At 49.8% G+C, this 15,794-nt stretch carries 31 protein-coding genes; all 31 read left to right on the top strand.

From position 1 onward, the window contains the following. The first annotated feature begins 24 nt into the window (after window positions 1-24). Window positions 25-150, top strand: coding sequence for a hypothetical protein (locus MKY12_RS16135; RefSeq protein WP_339314665.1), 126 nt, complete (start codon window positions 25-27; stop codon window positions 148-150). After that, window positions 150-533 (top strand): RusA family crossover junction endodeoxyribonuclease, encoded by a 384-nt coding sequence (locus tag MKY12_RS16130; RefSeq protein ID WP_339314663.1) that lies wholly within the window; start codon window positions 150-152, stop codon window positions 531-533. The genes MKY12_RS16135 and MKY12_RS16130 overlap by 1 nt, the downstream gene beginning before the upstream one ends. 109 nt (window positions 534-642) lie before the next feature. After that, window positions 643-810 (top strand): hypothetical protein, encoded by a 168-nt coding sequence (locus MKY12_RS16125; protein ID WP_339314661.1) that lies wholly within the window; start codon window positions 643-645, stop codon window positions 808-810. Window positions 811-837: 27 nt separating this feature from the next. After that, window positions 838-1,044, top strand: coding sequence for a hypothetical protein (locus tag MKY12_RS16120; RefSeq protein WP_339314659.1), 207 nt, complete (start codon window positions 838-840; stop codon window positions 1,042-1,044). Between the two features lie 192 nt (window positions 1,045-1,236). Continuing rightward, the gene (locus MKY12_RS16115) at window positions 1,237-1,500 is read left to right on the top strand and encodes a hypothetical protein (RefSeq protein WP_339314657.1); all 264 of its coding nucleotides are present in this window, start codon (window positions 1,237-1,239) and stop codon (window positions 1,498-1,500) included. Further along, a complete protein-coding gene (locus tag MKY12_RS16110; RefSeq protein ID WP_339314655.1) occupies window positions 1,493-1,759 on the top strand; it encodes a hypothetical protein in 267 nt (88 codons plus the stop codon). Before MKY12_RS16115 ends, MKY12_RS16110 begins: the two co-directional genes overlap by 8 nt. Further along, entirely contained in the window at window positions 1,760-2,119 is a 360-nt protein-coding gene (locus tag MKY12_RS16105; RefSeq protein WP_339314653.1) for a hypothetical protein, read from the top strand. Next, window positions 2,116-2,550 (top strand): hypothetical protein, encoded by a 435-nt coding sequence (locus tag MKY12_RS16100; protein ID WP_339314651.1) that lies wholly within the window; start codon window positions 2,116-2,118, stop codon window positions 2,548-2,550. The genes MKY12_RS16105 and MKY12_RS16100 overlap by 4 nt, the downstream gene beginning before the upstream one ends. Next, window positions 2,531-2,866: a hypothetical protein gene (locus MKY12_RS16095; RefSeq protein WP_339314649.1), complete on the top strand. Its 336-nt coding sequence runs from the start codon at window positions 2,531-2,533 to the stop codon at window positions 2,864-2,866. The genes MKY12_RS16100 and MKY12_RS16095 overlap by 20 nt, the downstream gene beginning before the upstream one ends. Window positions 2,867-2,949: 83 nt before the next feature. Then, window positions 2,950-3,228, top strand: a complete 279-nt coding sequence (locus tag MKY12_RS16090) for a hypothetical protein (protein WP_339314647.1) — start codon at window positions 2,950-2,952, stop codon at window positions 3,226-3,228. Next, the gene (locus MKY12_RS16085) at window positions 3,225-3,596 is read left to right on the top strand and encodes a hypothetical protein (RefSeq protein WP_339314645.1); all 372 of its coding nucleotides are present in this window, start codon (window positions 3,225-3,227) and stop codon (window positions 3,594-3,596) included. The genes MKY12_RS16090 and MKY12_RS16085 overlap by 4 nt, the downstream gene beginning before the upstream one ends. Beyond that, complete coding sequence (locus MKY12_RS16080; protein WP_339314643.1) at window positions 3,577-3,786, top strand: hypothetical protein; 210 nt, start codon at window positions 3,577-3,579, stop codon at window positions 3,784-3,786. Before MKY12_RS16085 ends, MKY12_RS16080 begins: the two co-directional genes overlap by 20 nt. A 292-nt stretch (window positions 3,787-4,078) precedes the next feature. Continuing rightward, on the top strand, window positions 4,079-4,252 hold the full coding sequence (locus MKY12_RS16075) for a hypothetical protein (RefSeq protein ID WP_339314641.1): 174 nt from the start codon (window positions 4,079-4,081) through the stop codon (window positions 4,250-4,252). Further along, a complete protein-coding gene (locus MKY12_RS16070) occupies window positions 4,249-4,629 on the top strand; it encodes a hypothetical protein (protein ID WP_339314639.1) in 381 nt (126 codons plus the stop codon). The genes MKY12_RS16075 and MKY12_RS16070 overlap by 4 nt, the downstream gene beginning before the upstream one ends. Before the next feature lie 170 nt (window positions 4,630-4,799). After that, window positions 4,800-5,165, top strand: a complete 366-nt coding sequence (locus MKY12_RS16065; RefSeq protein ID WP_339314637.1) for a YopX family protein — start codon at window positions 4,800-4,802, stop codon at window positions 5,163-5,165. Between the two features lie 14 nt (window positions 5,166-5,179). Then, entirely contained in the window at window positions 5,180-5,362 is a 183-nt protein-coding gene (locus tag MKY12_RS16060; protein ID WP_339314635.1) for a hypothetical protein, read from the top strand. 19 nt (window positions 5,363-5,381) lie between these two features. Further along, the gene (locus MKY12_RS16055) at window positions 5,382-5,741 is read left to right on the top strand and encodes a hypothetical protein (protein WP_339314633.1); all 360 of its coding nucleotides are present in this window, start codon (window positions 5,382-5,384) and stop codon (window positions 5,739-5,741) included. Between the two features lie 240 nt (window positions 5,742-5,981). Then, window positions 5,982-6,269: a hypothetical protein gene (locus tag MKY12_RS16050; RefSeq protein ID WP_339314631.1), complete on the top strand. Its 288-nt coding sequence runs from the start codon at window positions 5,982-5,984 to the stop codon at window positions 6,267-6,269. Next, window positions 6,262-6,594, top strand: a complete 333-nt coding sequence (locus tag MKY12_RS16045; protein WP_339314629.1) for a hypothetical protein — start codon at window positions 6,262-6,264, stop codon at window positions 6,592-6,594. The genes MKY12_RS16050 and MKY12_RS16045 overlap by 8 nt, the downstream gene beginning before the upstream one ends. Window positions 6,595-6,882: 288 nt before the next feature. Next, on the top strand, window positions 6,883-7,359 hold the full coding sequence (locus MKY12_RS16040) for an ArpU family phage packaging/lysis transcriptional regulator (RefSeq protein ID WP_339314627.1): 477 nt from the start codon (window positions 6,883-6,885) through the stop codon (window positions 7,357-7,359). 136 nt (window positions 7,360-7,495) lie between these two features. Continuing rightward, complete coding sequence (locus MKY12_RS16035; RefSeq protein WP_339314625.1) at window positions 7,496-7,744, top strand: DUF2829 domain-containing protein; 249 nt, start codon at window positions 7,496-7,498, stop codon at window positions 7,742-7,744. Then, entirely contained in the window at window positions 7,741-7,947 is a 207-nt protein-coding gene (locus MKY12_RS16030) for a hypothetical protein (RefSeq protein ID WP_339314623.1), read from the top strand. The genes MKY12_RS16035 and MKY12_RS16030 overlap by 4 nt, the downstream gene beginning before the upstream one ends. A gap of 179 nt (window positions 7,948-8,126) precedes the next feature. Further along, entirely contained in the window at window positions 8,127-8,588 is a 462-nt protein-coding gene (locus MKY12_RS16025) for a hypothetical protein (RefSeq protein ID WP_339314621.1), read from the top strand. Continuing rightward, window positions 8,585-10,285 carry a phage terminase large subunit family protein gene (locus tag MKY12_RS16020; RefSeq protein ID WP_339314619.1) on the top strand — a complete coding sequence of 567 codons (1,701 nt, stop codon included), beginning with the start codon at window positions 8,585-8,587 and terminating at the stop codon, window positions 10,283-10,285. The genes MKY12_RS16025 and MKY12_RS16020 overlap by 4 nt, the downstream gene beginning before the upstream one ends. Further along, on the top strand, window positions 10,285-12,426 hold the full coding sequence (locus MKY12_RS16015; RefSeq protein WP_339314617.1) for a hypothetical protein: 2,142 nt from the start codon (window positions 10,285-10,287) through the stop codon (window positions 12,424-12,426). The genes MKY12_RS16020 and MKY12_RS16015 overlap by 1 nt, the downstream gene beginning before the upstream one ends. Window positions 12,427-12,517: 91 nt before the next feature. After that, window positions 12,518-13,420 (top strand): hypothetical protein, encoded by a 903-nt coding sequence (locus tag MKY12_RS16010; RefSeq protein WP_339314615.1) that lies wholly within the window; start codon window positions 12,518-12,520, stop codon window positions 13,418-13,420. 4 nt (window positions 13,421-13,424) lie between these two features. Further along, window positions 13,425-14,396 (top strand): phage major capsid protein, encoded by a 972-nt coding sequence (locus tag MKY12_RS16005; protein ID WP_339314613.1) that lies wholly within the window; start codon window positions 13,425-13,427, stop codon window positions 14,394-14,396. 13 nt (window positions 14,397-14,409) lie between these two features. After that, on the top strand, window positions 14,410-14,619 hold the full coding sequence (locus MKY12_RS16000; protein WP_339314611.1) for a hypothetical protein: 210 nt from the start codon (window positions 14,410-14,412) through the stop codon (window positions 14,617-14,619). Window positions 14,620-14,702: 83 nt separating this feature from the next. Then, the gene (locus MKY12_RS15995) at window positions 14,703-15,050 is read left to right on the top strand and encodes a hypothetical protein (RefSeq protein ID WP_339314609.1); all 348 of its coding nucleotides are present in this window, start codon (window positions 14,703-14,705) and stop codon (window positions 15,048-15,050) included. Beyond that, on the top strand, window positions 15,040-15,417 hold the full coding sequence (locus MKY12_RS15990; RefSeq protein WP_339314607.1) for a hypothetical protein: 378 nt from the start codon (window positions 15,040-15,042) through the stop codon (window positions 15,415-15,417). The genes MKY12_RS15995 and MKY12_RS15990 overlap by 11 nt, the downstream gene beginning before the upstream one ends. After that, window positions 15,407-15,793, top strand: coding sequence for a hypothetical protein (locus tag MKY12_RS15985; protein WP_339314605.1), 387 nt, complete (start codon window positions 15,407-15,409; stop codon window positions 15,791-15,793). The genes MKY12_RS15990 and MKY12_RS15985 overlap by 11 nt, the downstream gene beginning before the upstream one ends. Window position 15,794 lies beyond the last annotated feature (1 nt).

Here is a 15,794-nt window from a genome sequence, read left to right as displayed (position 1 = left end):
GGTAAGCGACCCACCCGCAAGCAAATGACCGAGTTGAAGAAGGCCGGCTTAATTCCGGATAACTGGCTCATCGAACGGGACACGACAGACCGTCTAGTGGTCATCAACCGGTACAGCGGCAAGGTCCGGGACGTCCGGCGGTGGGCGTGATGGGAACACAAGCAGAACGGCTAATACTAACCGGAACAGCACCCAGCGTAAACCACATGTACCGAAACGTGATGCTCAAAGGAAGGCGCTGCCGAGTGTTAACAGCTCAGGCCCACATATGGGTGGAAGAAACCATTATGAAATCAGTGCTATGGCGAAAGCAAAATCAATGGTCCATGGCAACGGGAAAAGTCGTAGTACGCATCTGGTATTACTTCCCGGACAAGAAGAGGCGCGACACACACAACACTTTAAAGGCCCTGCTAGACGCCTTAGAAGCCGCCTACATCTACGAGGACGACAAATATGCACTGCCGTGGATCATGGACTATCAAGTGGATAAAGAGAATCCGCGCATCGAAATAGAGTTTGAGAAAGTATGACGTTGATTTGCCCAGACTGCGGGAGCGACATGATAGAAACGGAGCCGGACGTACACCGGTGCTGCTGCGGATTTACCGCTGAACAACTCACGATAGGGGATGAAGCGACATGCAAACATCAATCAAACTGCGAGACGATAACGGACGAATTGTAGGCACGGCACGGGTGGAGCAAGACAAGACGCTTCCGCAGGTTGGCACGGACATTGCAACAGCTGTAGCGCTGCTGTGGGTGGCGTGGGAGGCAATCAAGCTGCTGGTGCTGTTACTGCTCTGAGGCAGCATAACAAGGGAGGAAACAGGGATGAAGGTAACGATAGTGACGGTTAATAATCCGATGTGCGCAAATGATTACGAATTCGATTATTCCAAAGCTGAGTTCATGGAAAAATTCGATAGTGAGGTTAGCGATGTTGGGTATTTTGCGGATGAAACGACTCAAGGAATAACAATTATGATAAATCCTAAAAATTGCTCATTCATAGAAGTAAGGGAGATCGAACGCGAATAATCAATGCGCACAGCTAATACAAGCCCCACACAGACGTTATAACCGCAAGGTCAGGCACGAGTTAGGGTCAACCATAATCAGCGCTCTACGGGGCACACAGAAGGTGAGAGGGTGAAGGGAATGAGTGAGTTTACTGGATGGGGAAGATCAAACGAAATTGATTTTGGTGACTATGTGAAGTATCCGCATGGAATGAGCCGTGAATTGCACATATACAAGGTTGTAGGGTCGTTCCAATCAAACGTATGGAGAGACACGCCGGATTGGTTTCAGGCTGAAGAAACTCCACACAGTACAGTAGAGAAGGTGCTGAATATCATCCACTGTGGAATTGACGAAACGAAGGTGTTACGTGTCAGAGAGAGCGATTGTATCAAGATCCGGCCGAAGGCCATCGAGTCGGACGAATCCGCTCAGGCGCAAGCCGGGGGCCGTATCGGGGGTTCCCATGAATAAACTAACAGAGATACGCGAATACACAGCAATGTGCAAAAAGACAGGATTCAGATACCACGGAGCAGTTGAGAACATCGAATACCTCCTCTCTCTCCTAGAAGAAAAGGACAAAGCCCTAGCGTTCTACGCAAACAGGGAAAACCACGCATGGGAGATGGACGAATATAGAAATGTGATCCCAACGCAAATAATGTTGGATGGCGGGAAGATCGCCCGTAAAGCCCTTTGTACATCCTATAACAACGAAGGAGAGGTATAGATGACACCAGAACGGTTGAAGGCAATAAAAAACATGATGGAGGAAGAGTATGCAAGACCAGACTCACCATACAGTGGCAGATTCGTTGCAAACGCACCTTATGCCATCGCTGACCTTTTGGCTGCTCTAGAAGAGACCCAACAACAGAACAACCGTCTGGAAGTTAAGCTCCAAGCCAGCAGAGACAGCGTGTATCCCCTATCTGTAGAACGGGACGAATACAAGTTTGAGTTAGCAGAGGCCCAACAGACCATAGCCCGGGCAATCCAAATCTACGAAACAGCAGACATGGAGTCGGACTTTGATCATGTGCTAACCGGAATGTACGAAACGTTGAAGGGTGGGGAGACACAGCCATGACACAGGTACAGACAATCAAAACCTTCGAGTTGCTGATCCCTGCTGAATTCTTCGGGAAACTTCTGAGTGAGACGCGAGATGCCGAAACTGCCGGTGCAGCCAAGTACAACTATTTTCTCGAATACAGCGATTGCCTTCCAGATGTGACCTTTGGAGATTTCGTTCGCAAGGTGAAGGTCAGAACTATCGGAAGTAGACAGGTTGCTCCACCAATGCCTGAACCAGACAACATTCTGCCGGAAGGGAAAACATGCGGATCATGCCAACATTGGAATCGATGCAGCGCCTTAATAGGCTGTTTGACAGGCGATGAAACCACTTGTGATTTCGCACCAATCCGCTATAAAGAAGCGCCAATTTGCCACCGAGAGAGGGCAGAGGCGGCATATATCACGCTACAAGGGGTGCAGAATGAACAAAATCATCGTTGATTACATTACAAAAAGATCGCATTGCACATGCTGTGAACAGAGGTTACCACAGGTTAAAACTAGCAAGGTCAAACAGTTCACGATTAGAACGGAAGATGTGACAGATTGGGCGGAACAAGAATATTGGGAGAGTTCATATGTCGGACCTGAAGAATTCGCTGAAATGGTCAAAGAATTCACGAATGAAATTATCCAATTCCACGCCGCTGATATGTTTGACCTTGTTGTCATAGAGAAAACGGAACTGGATAGAGTGAATGAGTTTATTGTGCGAGAAGTTTTGCAACAGGCCGTAGGCCACCATCCGGCGGAATAAACCCAGGCTTTAGCCGGGGGCCGAAACAGATCGGGACAGAGAGGGTATACAGCCCTCCTCTCCCACTAAGGGAGGATATAACGATGAATAAAGATGGAATGTGGATGGTTTATGACAGCGAGGATGGACTGATTTGTGTGCTGAACTACGAAAAGTCCCTTGAAGAATACGAAGAGGCTGTGCAGCGCGCAAAAGATTATGTCTCAGATAATGGTGAATTTGATCCTGCTTTATCCGAAAGAGTCATACTGGCAAGAATTGAACGAGATTTGCGGCCGGAGCAAGTAGAAGATGAACTATTCGATTGGAAAGAAGATATTGATGAATTCACGCCGGTAAAGGTAGGGGAGGAAGCCCAATGACACCGAGGGACTGGCAAAAGGATATGGAGCGCATCGAGTGGATGAAACACGCTCGAACTTTATGTAATCAACCGATTTGGCAAGAACAAACTCCACAACTGCCTGAGCCACTAGATATCGCGCTTGAGTACTGGCTGAAAGAAGCTAAAGTATACAAATTATCCTACGAGGGTGTGTTGAAATACGCGGGAATGGTTGAGGACCGGGAGAAACAACTACAGGCCCTGTTGAACGACACATTAGGATGTCTGGTAATGTACAACGGGTCGGATAACGAGCATGTGAGCCGGATTACAGCGGCCTATCGCACCCTATACCCAGATACCCCAGCACCCAAGGAGGGCAGTCATGATGAAACTGATAGCTAAATGCTTCACATGTGAAAAAGAACATAACATTGGCAGATGGTCTGCTAAAAAATATGGTGTTCACTGTGACGCTCCTGGTTGTAATGGCTTTGTCATCAGCCCATCTGGTAAGGTGCAATTCAAGATCGAAGGTGAAATAGAACCTGGAGAGCCAACGCTGCAGTTGGTTGAGGAAGGAGATAACCAATGACACCAGAGTGCGAGAAGTGCGGGGACAAGAAATATTTGCGGGTTGAGGGGACAAACATACTTGTTCCGTGCCTGAAATGCAATCCTAACGGGAAAATGCAGGTTGTCGATCTGGAAGAATGGACTCCTGAGGAAGAGGTGTAGGCCGTGTTCATATTCAGAATTGGGAAATGTAGCGCATGCGGACGAACAAAGCCACTTAAGGGAACGAAGAACAAACGTTGTTATGACTGCACTCTTTCTGGATTCACTAAAAAGTCTAAAAATATTCCGTGGAAATCGGAGGATAACCAATGACATTTAGTAAAGGTGACTTAATTGAATTTCAAACTGGCGGAGTCGGGAAAATCATTCGTATTGCGAAAGACAGAAGTTGGGCAGACATTGATTGCGGACCGTGGTCGAAGAGAGTTCCGGACCCAGATAAGCACCTAAAACCGATTGTTGAACAGGAGACTGCCCAATGACACTCACAAGGGAAGAGATACTGAATGAGCCGCCAGGAATTCAATTAGATCAATGGGTATCCAAGTATGTAATGGGTTATGAAACGAGAAGGTACTATCGGGCTGATGATCCGCAATCGTTTGATGAATTTTATATTGTTGATAACAAAAAGTACGAGAATGTTTACTATACCAGCGAGTGGCAACCTTCAAAATACATTGATGTAGCATGGAAGGTGGAAGAAAGAATCAAGGAATTGGCGAACGGCGCACCGATGTACACCGGATATTACATGACTGAACTGCAATTGATTGTCGGTAATAAAGGATTTGATATGGTGCATGCCACACCTGAACAGCGCTGTAAAGCAGCACTATTAGCCGTACTGGGCTTATAACGGCCGTCAGGCCTCCGATTCGACCGCACTACTTAGCGTAGCGGAGGCCGTATAGGGCTTAACTTATAAGGGGGCAGAGACACACCTCTGGTTGCAAAAACAGCGAAATTTAATAGTTTGGTTGCGAAGAGCATTTTAGGGGGCATAGACCCCAAAGGGAGAGGATACACGTGAGAGAGATTAAGTTCCGGGCGTGGGACACAGAAACCAAAGAAATGAGCTACGACTTCTTGAACAAGCATTGGCTGCGGGTGTGCATTGAATCTCCTTATGTGGAGTTGATGCAATACACTGGACTCCAGGACAAGAACGGCCGGGAGATATACGCAGGGGATCTGGTTCAGAATGAACGGTTCACCGCATTGATAGTATGGTCAGATCATCACCAGTGGGGATACAAGATTGTAAGAGGCGAGACGCTTTTAATAAACGCGGAGTTTCCACTGTGGCACGAAGACGTTCCGACAAGATATACGTGTAGCAATTTGGAAGTCATCGGAAACATTTACGATAGTCCAGAACTACTAGAGGTATAAGGGGGAGAAGAGGCATGGCTAGAAAAGTAATTGTTCATACGTTTTATTCAGGCGGTAAGGCAGTTTTTATGTCCGAGTGGTACGAACCGCTAGATGAGCATAATTTGCGGCAGAAAGCAGCAGAAGCTAAGGAAAGAGGATACGGAGAAATAGATACGGTCACTGACAGCACTGGTAGGCTTGTGAAACTTTCATAATTGAGGGGGAGAAGAGGATATGAGCGATAAAGTGAAATTGACGAAGGAAGAGGCAGCAATTGTACAATCACTGTTGGATGAAGGAAGATCCAGTGTTGAATACACACTTAAACAGCAGGTCTTTGATCCGAATCAATGGTCAGGAAAGTTGTTGCCGCTTAGGAAATTGTCATTTGACAGCCTAGTACGTGCCTTTTACATCGGATATGAAGTTGATGAAACGCCAGAGGAAAGACTGATCATGCTGGTACAGCACTATGAACAGAGACTGAAAACAGCAACAAGTTCACAGGAAGCAGAATTTTTTGATGGCAAGTTAAAAGGAATCAGAGAGGCACTTAGCACGTTGAATATAGAAATAAAATGGATAACCGAATAGCGTAACTCATAGGCCGAAGGCCATCGAGTCAGACCGAATAAGCACAGGCGGAGCCGGCGGCCGGATAGAATTTATCCCATCTGGCTCCCCATAAAGAAAGGAACAACCCATATGTTCTGGAAAAATTTCAAAGCAGAGTTTAAGAAAAACGGCAGGCAGTTAATCATTCCGAGTATCGTACTGGCCGGAGCCCTTGTTGGTTTATTCATCGCAAAATATTGGTAGGGGAGGAAACAGACAATGCCTAACGACAATCAACTTAAACCTTGCCCATTTTGCGGCGGGGTAGCAAGAATCACGGTTAGTGACGCAGAAGGAAACAGACGGGATGAAGAGTATGAACTTGACCCATGGTCTGGACTATCATTCCGAATTTCACATGCTCACGAAGAAAATGAAAACTGCCCAATTGCTGTTTATGAGGTAGATGGGGCGGAATTAGGAGCTTATTTATACGAAAGTCGAGAAGAAGCGGCAGAGGCTTGGAACAATAGAAAAGAGGTCAAGGAGGAGACAGACAATGGCTAAGGCGATCGACGGGGACAAACTAATCGGATTGCTAGGGTACTTGATCGAGGCAACTGACAGCAAATTAGAGAAGAATTTACTTTGGAGTATCTTAGAAGATATTGAGTCTGGTAAATGTGACCCCACACCACCAGTACAGCCAACACTTCAAAGAGGAGACAAGGTGCGGCATAAGGATTTTAAAAATCGAGGTCCAGGCGTAGTCATGTTGGCGATGGGGCAAAAGGCTCAAGTGTATTTTGAGAAAACGGAGATTGGTCAACCCGTAAAGGCCTATTACCGTTTAGACAAACTGGAGGTAATCCCCGATGATCCCTCCACTTAAACAGGTCACCGGATGGCCCGGATACTTTGTATCACAGGATGGGCAAGTTTACAGCACCAAAGACAGCACATCACGCAATTACAAGCCCGTTAAAGTCAATAAGTATGGCAAAGTGGCAATGCATCGCCCTGGGCAGTACAAGCACAGCAAACCAGCAGAGTTGGCAGCAGAGGCGTGGCGGCCGCGATGGTACGACAAACAGGCATAACAAAACCCCCTAATCCGTGGCAGGGCGCGGGGGCTGAGATCCTCACCAACATTATACCAAAAAGGTGAGGGGATAACGACATGAGTAAACACGCACAGCAATTAACTTTTGACCTGCCGGCAATGGACAGCACCGAAACCCGCCGGCAAGTGGAAGAGTACTTGGAAACGATGTTCATCTACCGGCAGGTAGGCTTCATCCGCAGAGAGGCTGCAACAACAGCCAATTGTGAACCGCGCTATCACGGCAACACATACACCGTCAGCAAGTCAGCAGAGGACGTAGCGCTCTACAACGTGAGTAAGGAAGAGGAATTGGAACGGAAGGCGCAGCTGCTGGATAAGGCGCTGTACAGACTCACTAAGACGGAACGGGAGCTCATCGAAAGAAGATATTTGCGGGAAAGAGAAGTATACGACTATAATGTGTGCGACGACATGCACCTGGGTGAACGGAAATACCGGAGGGTGAAGGCCCGGGCGATGTACATCCTGGCGTATGCGCTGCGGCTGGAAGTGTTGATTGATCCGGTAGAAGAAAAAGTGTCCGCATCATGACCGATTAATGACCGGATATAGACCGATTGCACACAATTAAATGTGATAAGATTGTATCGTGGGGATACAGGGCGAGGGCTTAGGCTACTCGCTTTTTTGTTGTCCAAAATGTGCGAGAGGATGTTGAACATGAACTTTGGATCAGCATTGGAAGACTTTGAAGGATGGGTATAAGGTAGCCCGTAAGGGATGGAACGGCAAAGGGATGTTCATTTACTATGTTCCTCCTGGTGAATACCCGGCACAAACGGAAGCGGCCAAGTCAATCGGTGACACTGCAGCCTACAACGCTTATCTCGCCATCAAGAATGTAAATGGGACAGTGAGCACATGGGTGCCATCAATCAATGACTGCTTAGCAGAGGATTGGGAGGTTGTCGCATGAAACTGCATCGAGACGGAACAATTGAAGGCACTCCAGAAGAAATTATGAAGTATCAGCAGCTTAAACCCTTGCAATTAAAGCCATTGGATGCAACAACAAGCGTTAGATCGCCATTGAGTGGGGCAGTAACAGGACAAACATGTCTATCATCTCAGCAATCTTCGGCGAGATATGACGCAAATGCGCAGACTACTTCTGTATGAGTCTCCATAAATGCGGGTGTTATATCGTAAAAACGTGGGAATGAGGTGGAAACAGTGACTTCATATCAGTTCAGTGTATGGAAACGCCGGAGAGCCCGCAGGGCGAAGGAACGGGAAGAGTATAAAGCGAGTATCACAAGGTTGCTGGAACAGATGCCAATACCGAAGGGGTGAACATAATGGCGCGCCCAAGCAAATATAAAGAAGAGTTTGCACAGCAGGCATATAAACTGTGCTTGCTTGGCGCGACAGACAAAGAGCTGGCAAACTTCTTCGAGGTGGATGAGGCAACAATTAACCGATGGAAGCTCAGTAATGAAGAATTTTGCGAGGCCCTAAAGAGTGGAAAGTTCATTGCGGATTCTAATGTGGCTGAAAAACTGTACCAAAGAGCTATCGGATACCAACATGTGGAGACGATCACAGCCTCCTATCAAGGACAAATCACCGATACTCTGGATGTGACGAAGTATTATGCTCCAGACCCAACCTCAGCTATATTCTGGCTGAAAAACCGGCAGCCGAAGCTATGGCGTGACAAGCCGGACAGCGAAGAACGTGTCAAGAAACTCATCGCGCTGCTTACTGGGCTGAACATGAGTAAAGAGGAAATAGACGAACTGATGGAGGAACTCAAATGAGCATTGACCTCCAGCAGTATACAGACCCATTCGAACGCAAGTTGATACAAATGGTGCTGAACAAGCGCAGAGCCTCAGCGAAGACCGTAGAGGCCAACAACGCTTATGACTGGATCGTCGACAATGAATACCGGAACGAGAACGGCGTCCAGATGGAATTCGCCGATCGGTCCTTCATGATCGCACCGCTGCAAGATCAATCCCGGCTACTCGCTGTACTGAAATGCTCCCAGGTCGGATTCAGCACCATGAGCATATTCAAAGCAGCTTTCCATAACATCAAGTTTGGCCACAACATCATCTACACGCTGCCTACGGACTCGGATGTGCAAGAGTTCAACAAGGCCAAAACTAACCTCATCTTAAGCAACAACAGCAGCATCAAAGACAATATGATTGACGACAGCCTGCATGTGAAATCGTTCCGCACCTTGGACGGTTCTAACGTGGGCTTTACCTTTTTCAAGGGGACATTCGGGACATCGGCGGCGATCATGCAGACGGCAGACATCCTCATCAAGGACGAGTTTGACCGAAGCAATCAGCCGGTGCTCAACCAGTACAAGTCCCGTATCAAGGCCAGCAGCTACGGTGCAGAGTGGGAGTTCAGTAACCCCTCATTCCCGTTGTTCGGCGTGGACTACACATGGCAGCTCAGCGACCAGAAGCATTACATCTACTGGTGCCCGCGCTGTGGGCATGCCTCATACATCACCTACGAGCCGGAGAGCTTTGACGGTGGCAATACTCACTACGTGGATAAAGAACGCCGTGAGTACGTCTGTGGCGGCTGTAATGAGGTGCTAGATAGACGGGCGGCGGACAAGGAATGGGTACCAAAGTGGAGAGACAACCCGGACGAGATTAGCGGCTATTGGATCAGCCAAATGATGGCCCCGTGGATATCTGCAGCAGAACTCATTCGTGACGAAAAGCTCATGTTGCCGGATGTCTTCGCTAACTTCGACCTGGGCAGGCCGTATGCCAGCAACAGCAACACCCTGGACCCGTCCAACATCATCAAAAATGTTCAATATGACGAGACCGGATATGTACCGAAGGTCACACCGGGCAAGCTCAATGTGGTGGGCGTAGACCAAGGGGGCACAGATGACAATCCGAAGTTCTACTGTGTGAAGGGTACAGAGATAGGGATCAATGAGATCGTCATGCTCAGCAGCAAAGAGGCCATGCACAATTACATGCGTATGAACAATATCGGCGTGATGGTGATCGACAATGCTCCCCGGCCGGCATGGGCTATCGAGTTGGTAGAGGCTTTCCCGGGCAAGGTGTACCGGTGTGTATTTGACTATGCGGATGAACGCAAGCATCTATTTGAGACGGACTATAGGACGCGCATCGTCAATGTACACCGAACCAGAGCCTTTGACAACCTTGTGGACCAGTACATCACCACTAACCGCAAGATCTACATTGACGGCATGGAGCCGAGCTTATCCAGCATGCAGGGCAGCACGGAGAGCCTATGCAAGCACTGGAGAGCACAGCGCAAGGTTGGTGGCAACGGCGAGACGGCAGAAGATCGCCAGAAGAACAAGGACCTGAAGCTGGACCGGCAGGGAAATGTACGTCCAATGTGGGTCAACGATGGGGCTGACCACTTCAGCCTAGCTGACGTTTACAACCGGGTCGCGCAGCTAATCGCATTAAGACAGTTAGGAGGTGAGCAGTGATGGAACGTATCCAGGAAGACGATAACCAGAAGCTGCGTAAGCGATTCTTGACGGACCTGGACACCAGCAAGAAGTTCATGGACCCGATACACAAGCAGATGGACAAGAACTATGACATGTACCGCAACCGCTGGAGTGACACATCTGTTCCGTTCCGAGTGTCTGACCTATATGACTATGTAGAAACAGTTGTTCCCATACTGACCAACAGCCGCACACGGAGCCGAGTCAAATCAGAATTCCCCGACTACGTCAAGCACGCCGAGGGGATGACCTTCATCCTCGACAACACGTATGACGTCAACAATTGGGATTACAACGCCCAACGCATCGCACGTATGGCTGAGATCTACCGATCAGCTGCAGCGTACGCCGGGTATGATGACAAGGCCAACAATGGCACTGGTCAACTCATACTTAAAGAGATCAACATCAGATGGTGCTACCTTGACCCCGCAGTGACGGAGCTTAAGGACAGCAGCTTCTTTTTTTATACCGAGCCTATGCGCCGGACCAAGGTCATCAGCATGTACCCGGACAAAAAGAAGGACATCCTGAAGTCTATCCGCGACCGCAAAGAGGACGGAAGCATCAACAGCGGAGACAGCCGTTCCAAGACGTGGTTTAAGGAGCTATTCAGCAGCATTCGTAGCTTCGTTGTTCCGGACGGTCCGAATAAGTTCACCGCGCCTTCAGCGGTATTTGACGGGCTGGCAGAACTGGATGAGAACGAGAAGCGAGCGAACAGCGTGGCCTTCATCCACTACTGGTACCGGGACGATGACGACAAATGGCGCGTAAGCTACTGGGCTGATGATGTGATGCTCGAAGACCTGGATAATCCCTTCTGGCACGAGGATCTACCGTATCGGCTGTACAACCCTACTGAGGACATCCTGTCTTCCATTGGGATACCGATTGCTGAGCAGTTCGAGCAGTTGAACTGGGAAAAGAATGTGCTCATGTCCGAGATCATCCGCAATGTGCGGCGCCAGAACGACCCGCCAAGCGTGTATAACACCACCTTTGGCAACATCAAGGACCCACGGGATCTGCAGAACAAGTCTAGAGATGGCGCGCCGATTGGTGTTAACAACCCGGACATGGTGCCACTTAACGCCATATATGACCTGCTGACTGTGCCGGCCGTAGCTGCAGGAGCGTTTAACCTACGTGCTGAACTTGATGCCATGCTGGACAAGACCACGGGCACCAACGACACCATGCGCGGTATGGGCGATGCTACCAGTGGTAAAGAGGTGGCGCTGAAGCAAGAGGCAGCTTACACCCGCATCAAGACCAAGGTAGACAACTTCGAGAAGTTTGTTAAAGAACTCTCGCAACTGACCATCATCAACGCCATGCAGTATCTCAACACCGCCAAAGCGTACCGGGTAAAAGGCGACTACAGGAAGTATCAAATACCCGAGCAGCCGCCAATGCAGCAGGATCAAATGATGATGCCGGAGGGGCCGGAGGAACCAACCTCGCCGTATGACGTCAAGCCAATACAAGAGGGTGTGGACGAGCAAGGTCAACCGGTAATGAACACCAAAGAGTTCTTCTTATATGCCAACCCCAACGAATGGACGCAAGGCACACCGGATGATGATGGCGATCCTGAGACCACCACGAAAGACGAGGTAAAGAAGGCGTACCGCATCATACAACTGACTGTCGAGGTAGAGGCGGGATCATCCTTGCCACAATCCCGGATGGCTCGTAGGGAGGAAGCAAAAGACCTGTACACGATGCAAGCCATTGACCAGCAGGCGCTCCTGGAAGCCTATGACTGGCCCGAAGCAGAGGAGGTTATCCAACGTATGCAACAGGCAGCCAAACAAGCCGCCGCGGCTCAGGCAGCGCAACAGCAGGCTGAACAACAAGCCCAAGCGCAGCAGAAGCAGGTGGAAATGGAGTTCAAGGCACAACAGGACGCACAGAATCAGCAGCATCAGCAAGCCATGAACCAGCAGAACAATCAAGCCAAGATGCAGCAGATCGAGGGCAAAGAGAAGGCAAATCGTCCTGACATCGCCGCAGGGCTGGATAAGATACGAGAGGCAGTACCCGAGTTAGCCGGTGCCAGTGACGAGCAGTTGCTTCAATTGGTAGCCGGATTAGGATCACAAGCACAATAACGCAGGCCGTTGGTGAGAATCCAGCGGCCTTTTTCATGCAGTTAAACAGGCATCGAACAACCCTGACGGGACTCGAGAGGAGATCAATGCAATGGCTGAAGACAACGTAATTGAAGGCTGGGACTTTTCCGGGATTGCGGCCACAGATGAAGAACAACCCGACACGGGCTCGGATGTGGAGACAGACACGGCGGACGAACCGGCAGACGAAACACCAACGGAAGAAGGCGCAGAAGAAGCGCACGCTGAGGAATCTGAGCAAGAAGATCCCGCATTCGGAGACGACACCGAAGTGGACATGGGCGAGGGACGCCAAGCCTTGAAGCTATCGGAACTAAAATCCGGCTACATGCGGCAAAGTGACTACACCAAGAAGACGCAAGAGCTTGCCACCCAGCGCAAAGAGGTGGATTCACAGCTTGAACAGGTGAAACCCATGCAAGACTGGCTGAATTTCGCAACGAGCAACCCCTACTTGTGGACTCAAATCAACACCGCGATTCAGCAGTTCCAGCAATCGGGCTTTGCTGACTTCGAGTCTGTGATGCAAGACGCTGAATATTCCAAGTGGATCAACGGTTATCAGGCCGAAGTATCCTCGCTTAGCAAGCAGCTCGATGATTACAAATCCAAGTACGGCGAACTGGAGTTCAGCACCACCATGGACAAAACCATCGGCGAACTGCGGGGCGAATACGGAGACCTGCTGACACCAGAGCATGAAGCTGAACTGCGGCAGCAGGCCAAGGAGCAGGGCATCAGCCCGGACATGCTCAAGCGCATCGCTAAGGGCGACCTAGCCGAGAAGAAGCTGGCCCAGACGCAGGAGAAAGGCAAGAAAAGCCGCCGTCAGATCGAGGCGGAAGTGACGCAGAAGCAGCGGGAGAACCGCCTGCCACCACAGCCAAACAAACACGGCCAGAAGCCGGGAAAACAAGCGAAGCCACTCTACTCATCCTTTGAGGAAATGGCTCAACATATGACAGGAGGATAACAAAATGGCAACATATGCAGATCAAATCACAGCGTCCTGGTTGGCGGAGATTCCGCGCCAGATGTACGACCAAATCAGTAAGTCGTCTCCACTCATGTACATGCTGATGCGCAAGAAGAAGACATGGGACATGGGCGGTGATGTCATTCAGCCGCACCTTAAGACCTCCCGCAGTACATCGAACGGTTCTTACCGAGGGTATGACACACTGGACATTACGCCGCAAAAGACCCGCCAGCCGGCCACGTTCGGCATGAAGCAATACTACGGGAACATGATCATTTCCGGGTATGAGCAACTGGGCGACAAGGGCGAAAATGCTATCTTCAAACAACTTGCTATTGCCACGGACGATGCCCGTGATGACCTGTTGGACAAGTTTAACCAGGACTTGTTCGGTACTGGCGCAGGTAACGGTGGGAAGAACATCCTCGGCCTTCAAGCGGCAGTGGATGATGGTACGGTTGTAGGCACATACGGAGCTATTGACCGGTCAACCAATACCTTCTGGAGATCCTACGCCAATAACACAACCGGCTCGCTGACTACCGCTAAGATGCGTACAGCGATTACCCGTGCATCCCTAGGCGGTGGTAAGGGCGGCATGGACAAGATGCCTGACTTCATCGTTACTGACCCGGCTACGTGGGAAATCTTCGCGAACATGGTGGACGGCAAGACGACCATTCAGCAGCCACTCGGCAAGATTGGCGAGACGTTCGCTAACCTTGGATTTACTCAGGTGTCCTTCCAAGGTATCCCGGTGGTGTTCGATGAGTACTGCCCAACCGGCACAATGTACTTCATCAACTCTAATTTCCTTCAGTTCTGGGTTAAACCGGGCCGAGACTTCACCCCATCGGAAATGGTTAAGCCGGCCAACATGGACGCTAAAGTCGGTCAGATCTTCTGGGCAGGCGAGTTGATCAATACTGCACCACGTAAGCACTCTGTGCTGCGCGGCATCACAGCTTAAGGAGGGCAATCACATGCCAGATATTCAAGCAACATGGAAACAGACAGCCTTTGCTAACACCAGTGGCGTAGCATCCACAGTCGGTCAAGAGTTGACAGTGGAATTCTTGTCTGCCAACCCTACCAATGTGGCAGGCGTTAATCGTATTTGGTACAACACGACAGACTTCAAACTGTATGTCTATGATGGTACAACTCAAAGGGCATCTGCAGCCCTGGCTTAATCCGAACAATCCGCAAGGAACTCGGGCCGCAACTCTGTAATGGGAGGGGCGGCCCTTATTTTAATTTACAGGAGGCTACAACCATGAGCGAAGTATCCAGAGTATATGAATCAGATGAATACCGTGACGAGCAGCGCCGATTGGAGAACGACCAGCAGCGCCTAGCCGAACTGGTAAAGGTCTCAGCCAAGAAGGAAGTATACCCGGTGTGGGATAGCGTGGAATATGATCTGAGCGGTAAAAATACGGTACAAGTCAAGAGAGGCATTGCAGAGGTATGGAAAGAAAGCTACCCGGAAGCTGGAATCAGCTATGAAAAGGTAGAATCCAAGCAATCCCGGGCCAGCCGCACACCGCAAGACCCTTTGGAGGACAACAACCGCGGCACCGCATTTGCTGATCTGAAGAAGGATAAGAAGGATGGAGAGTAACCGGCGGCCCAACTTTACAGACTGGAACGTAAACATTGGCGGTATGACCATGGCAACGCTGGATTCGGCCACCCATAGGGCTCCGGTTGATGTCGGAGGCACATCCGTCCTGATTGCTCCGGCTAATCCGGCCCGTGTGTTCTGCGCTGTAGCTGTGGCTGATCCAATCACAGATGGTAAGGCGCTCTTTATCTCGCTTGGTGCAACTGCAGTAGCGGATAAGGGGTATCCCATCACAGCACGCGGCGGATACTGGGATTGCAGCCTGATGCAAGGCAACAACTGGACAGGCGCGATCTACGCCATTTACACCGGGACAGGCACAATTAAAGCGCTTGTAACGGAGGGGATAATCAATGCTTCGTAATCCAAATGTGACTAATAACAACACGACGAATGTCACTAACCCGCAACTGGAAAGTCACTTATCAGACGGCACCAAGGCGGTGCTTCAGGAGTATGTAGGTGAGGCTCTGACCACTGGAGGGATTGCTACGTTTTACCTAACGAACGATCGTACATCCGCAGGTGCCGCCCTATTCACCTCATGGGTTCGTGTCGTGGCGTCTGTTGAGATCAGCGGAACAGACATTATGGAGTGTAAGACAACAACATCGGCTGACCGTAAGACGGTGACAGTTAAGGTGGATAAACTGATTTCAACGTCACTCATCACAGCCCTGATACCTGCTGTGCAAGCAGTGAATGGAACAAAAGTAATGCTGATAGCAAAAGGGGTGTAGC

The sequence above is a fragment of the Paenibacillus sp. FSL M7-0896 genome, assembly GCF_037975415.1.
Classification (GTDB): Bacteria; Bacillota; Bacilli; order Paenibacillales; family Paenibacillaceae; genus Paenibacillus_AQ; species Paenibacillus_AQ silagei.
This window is presented reverse-complemented; position numbering and strand designations above follow the sequence as displayed.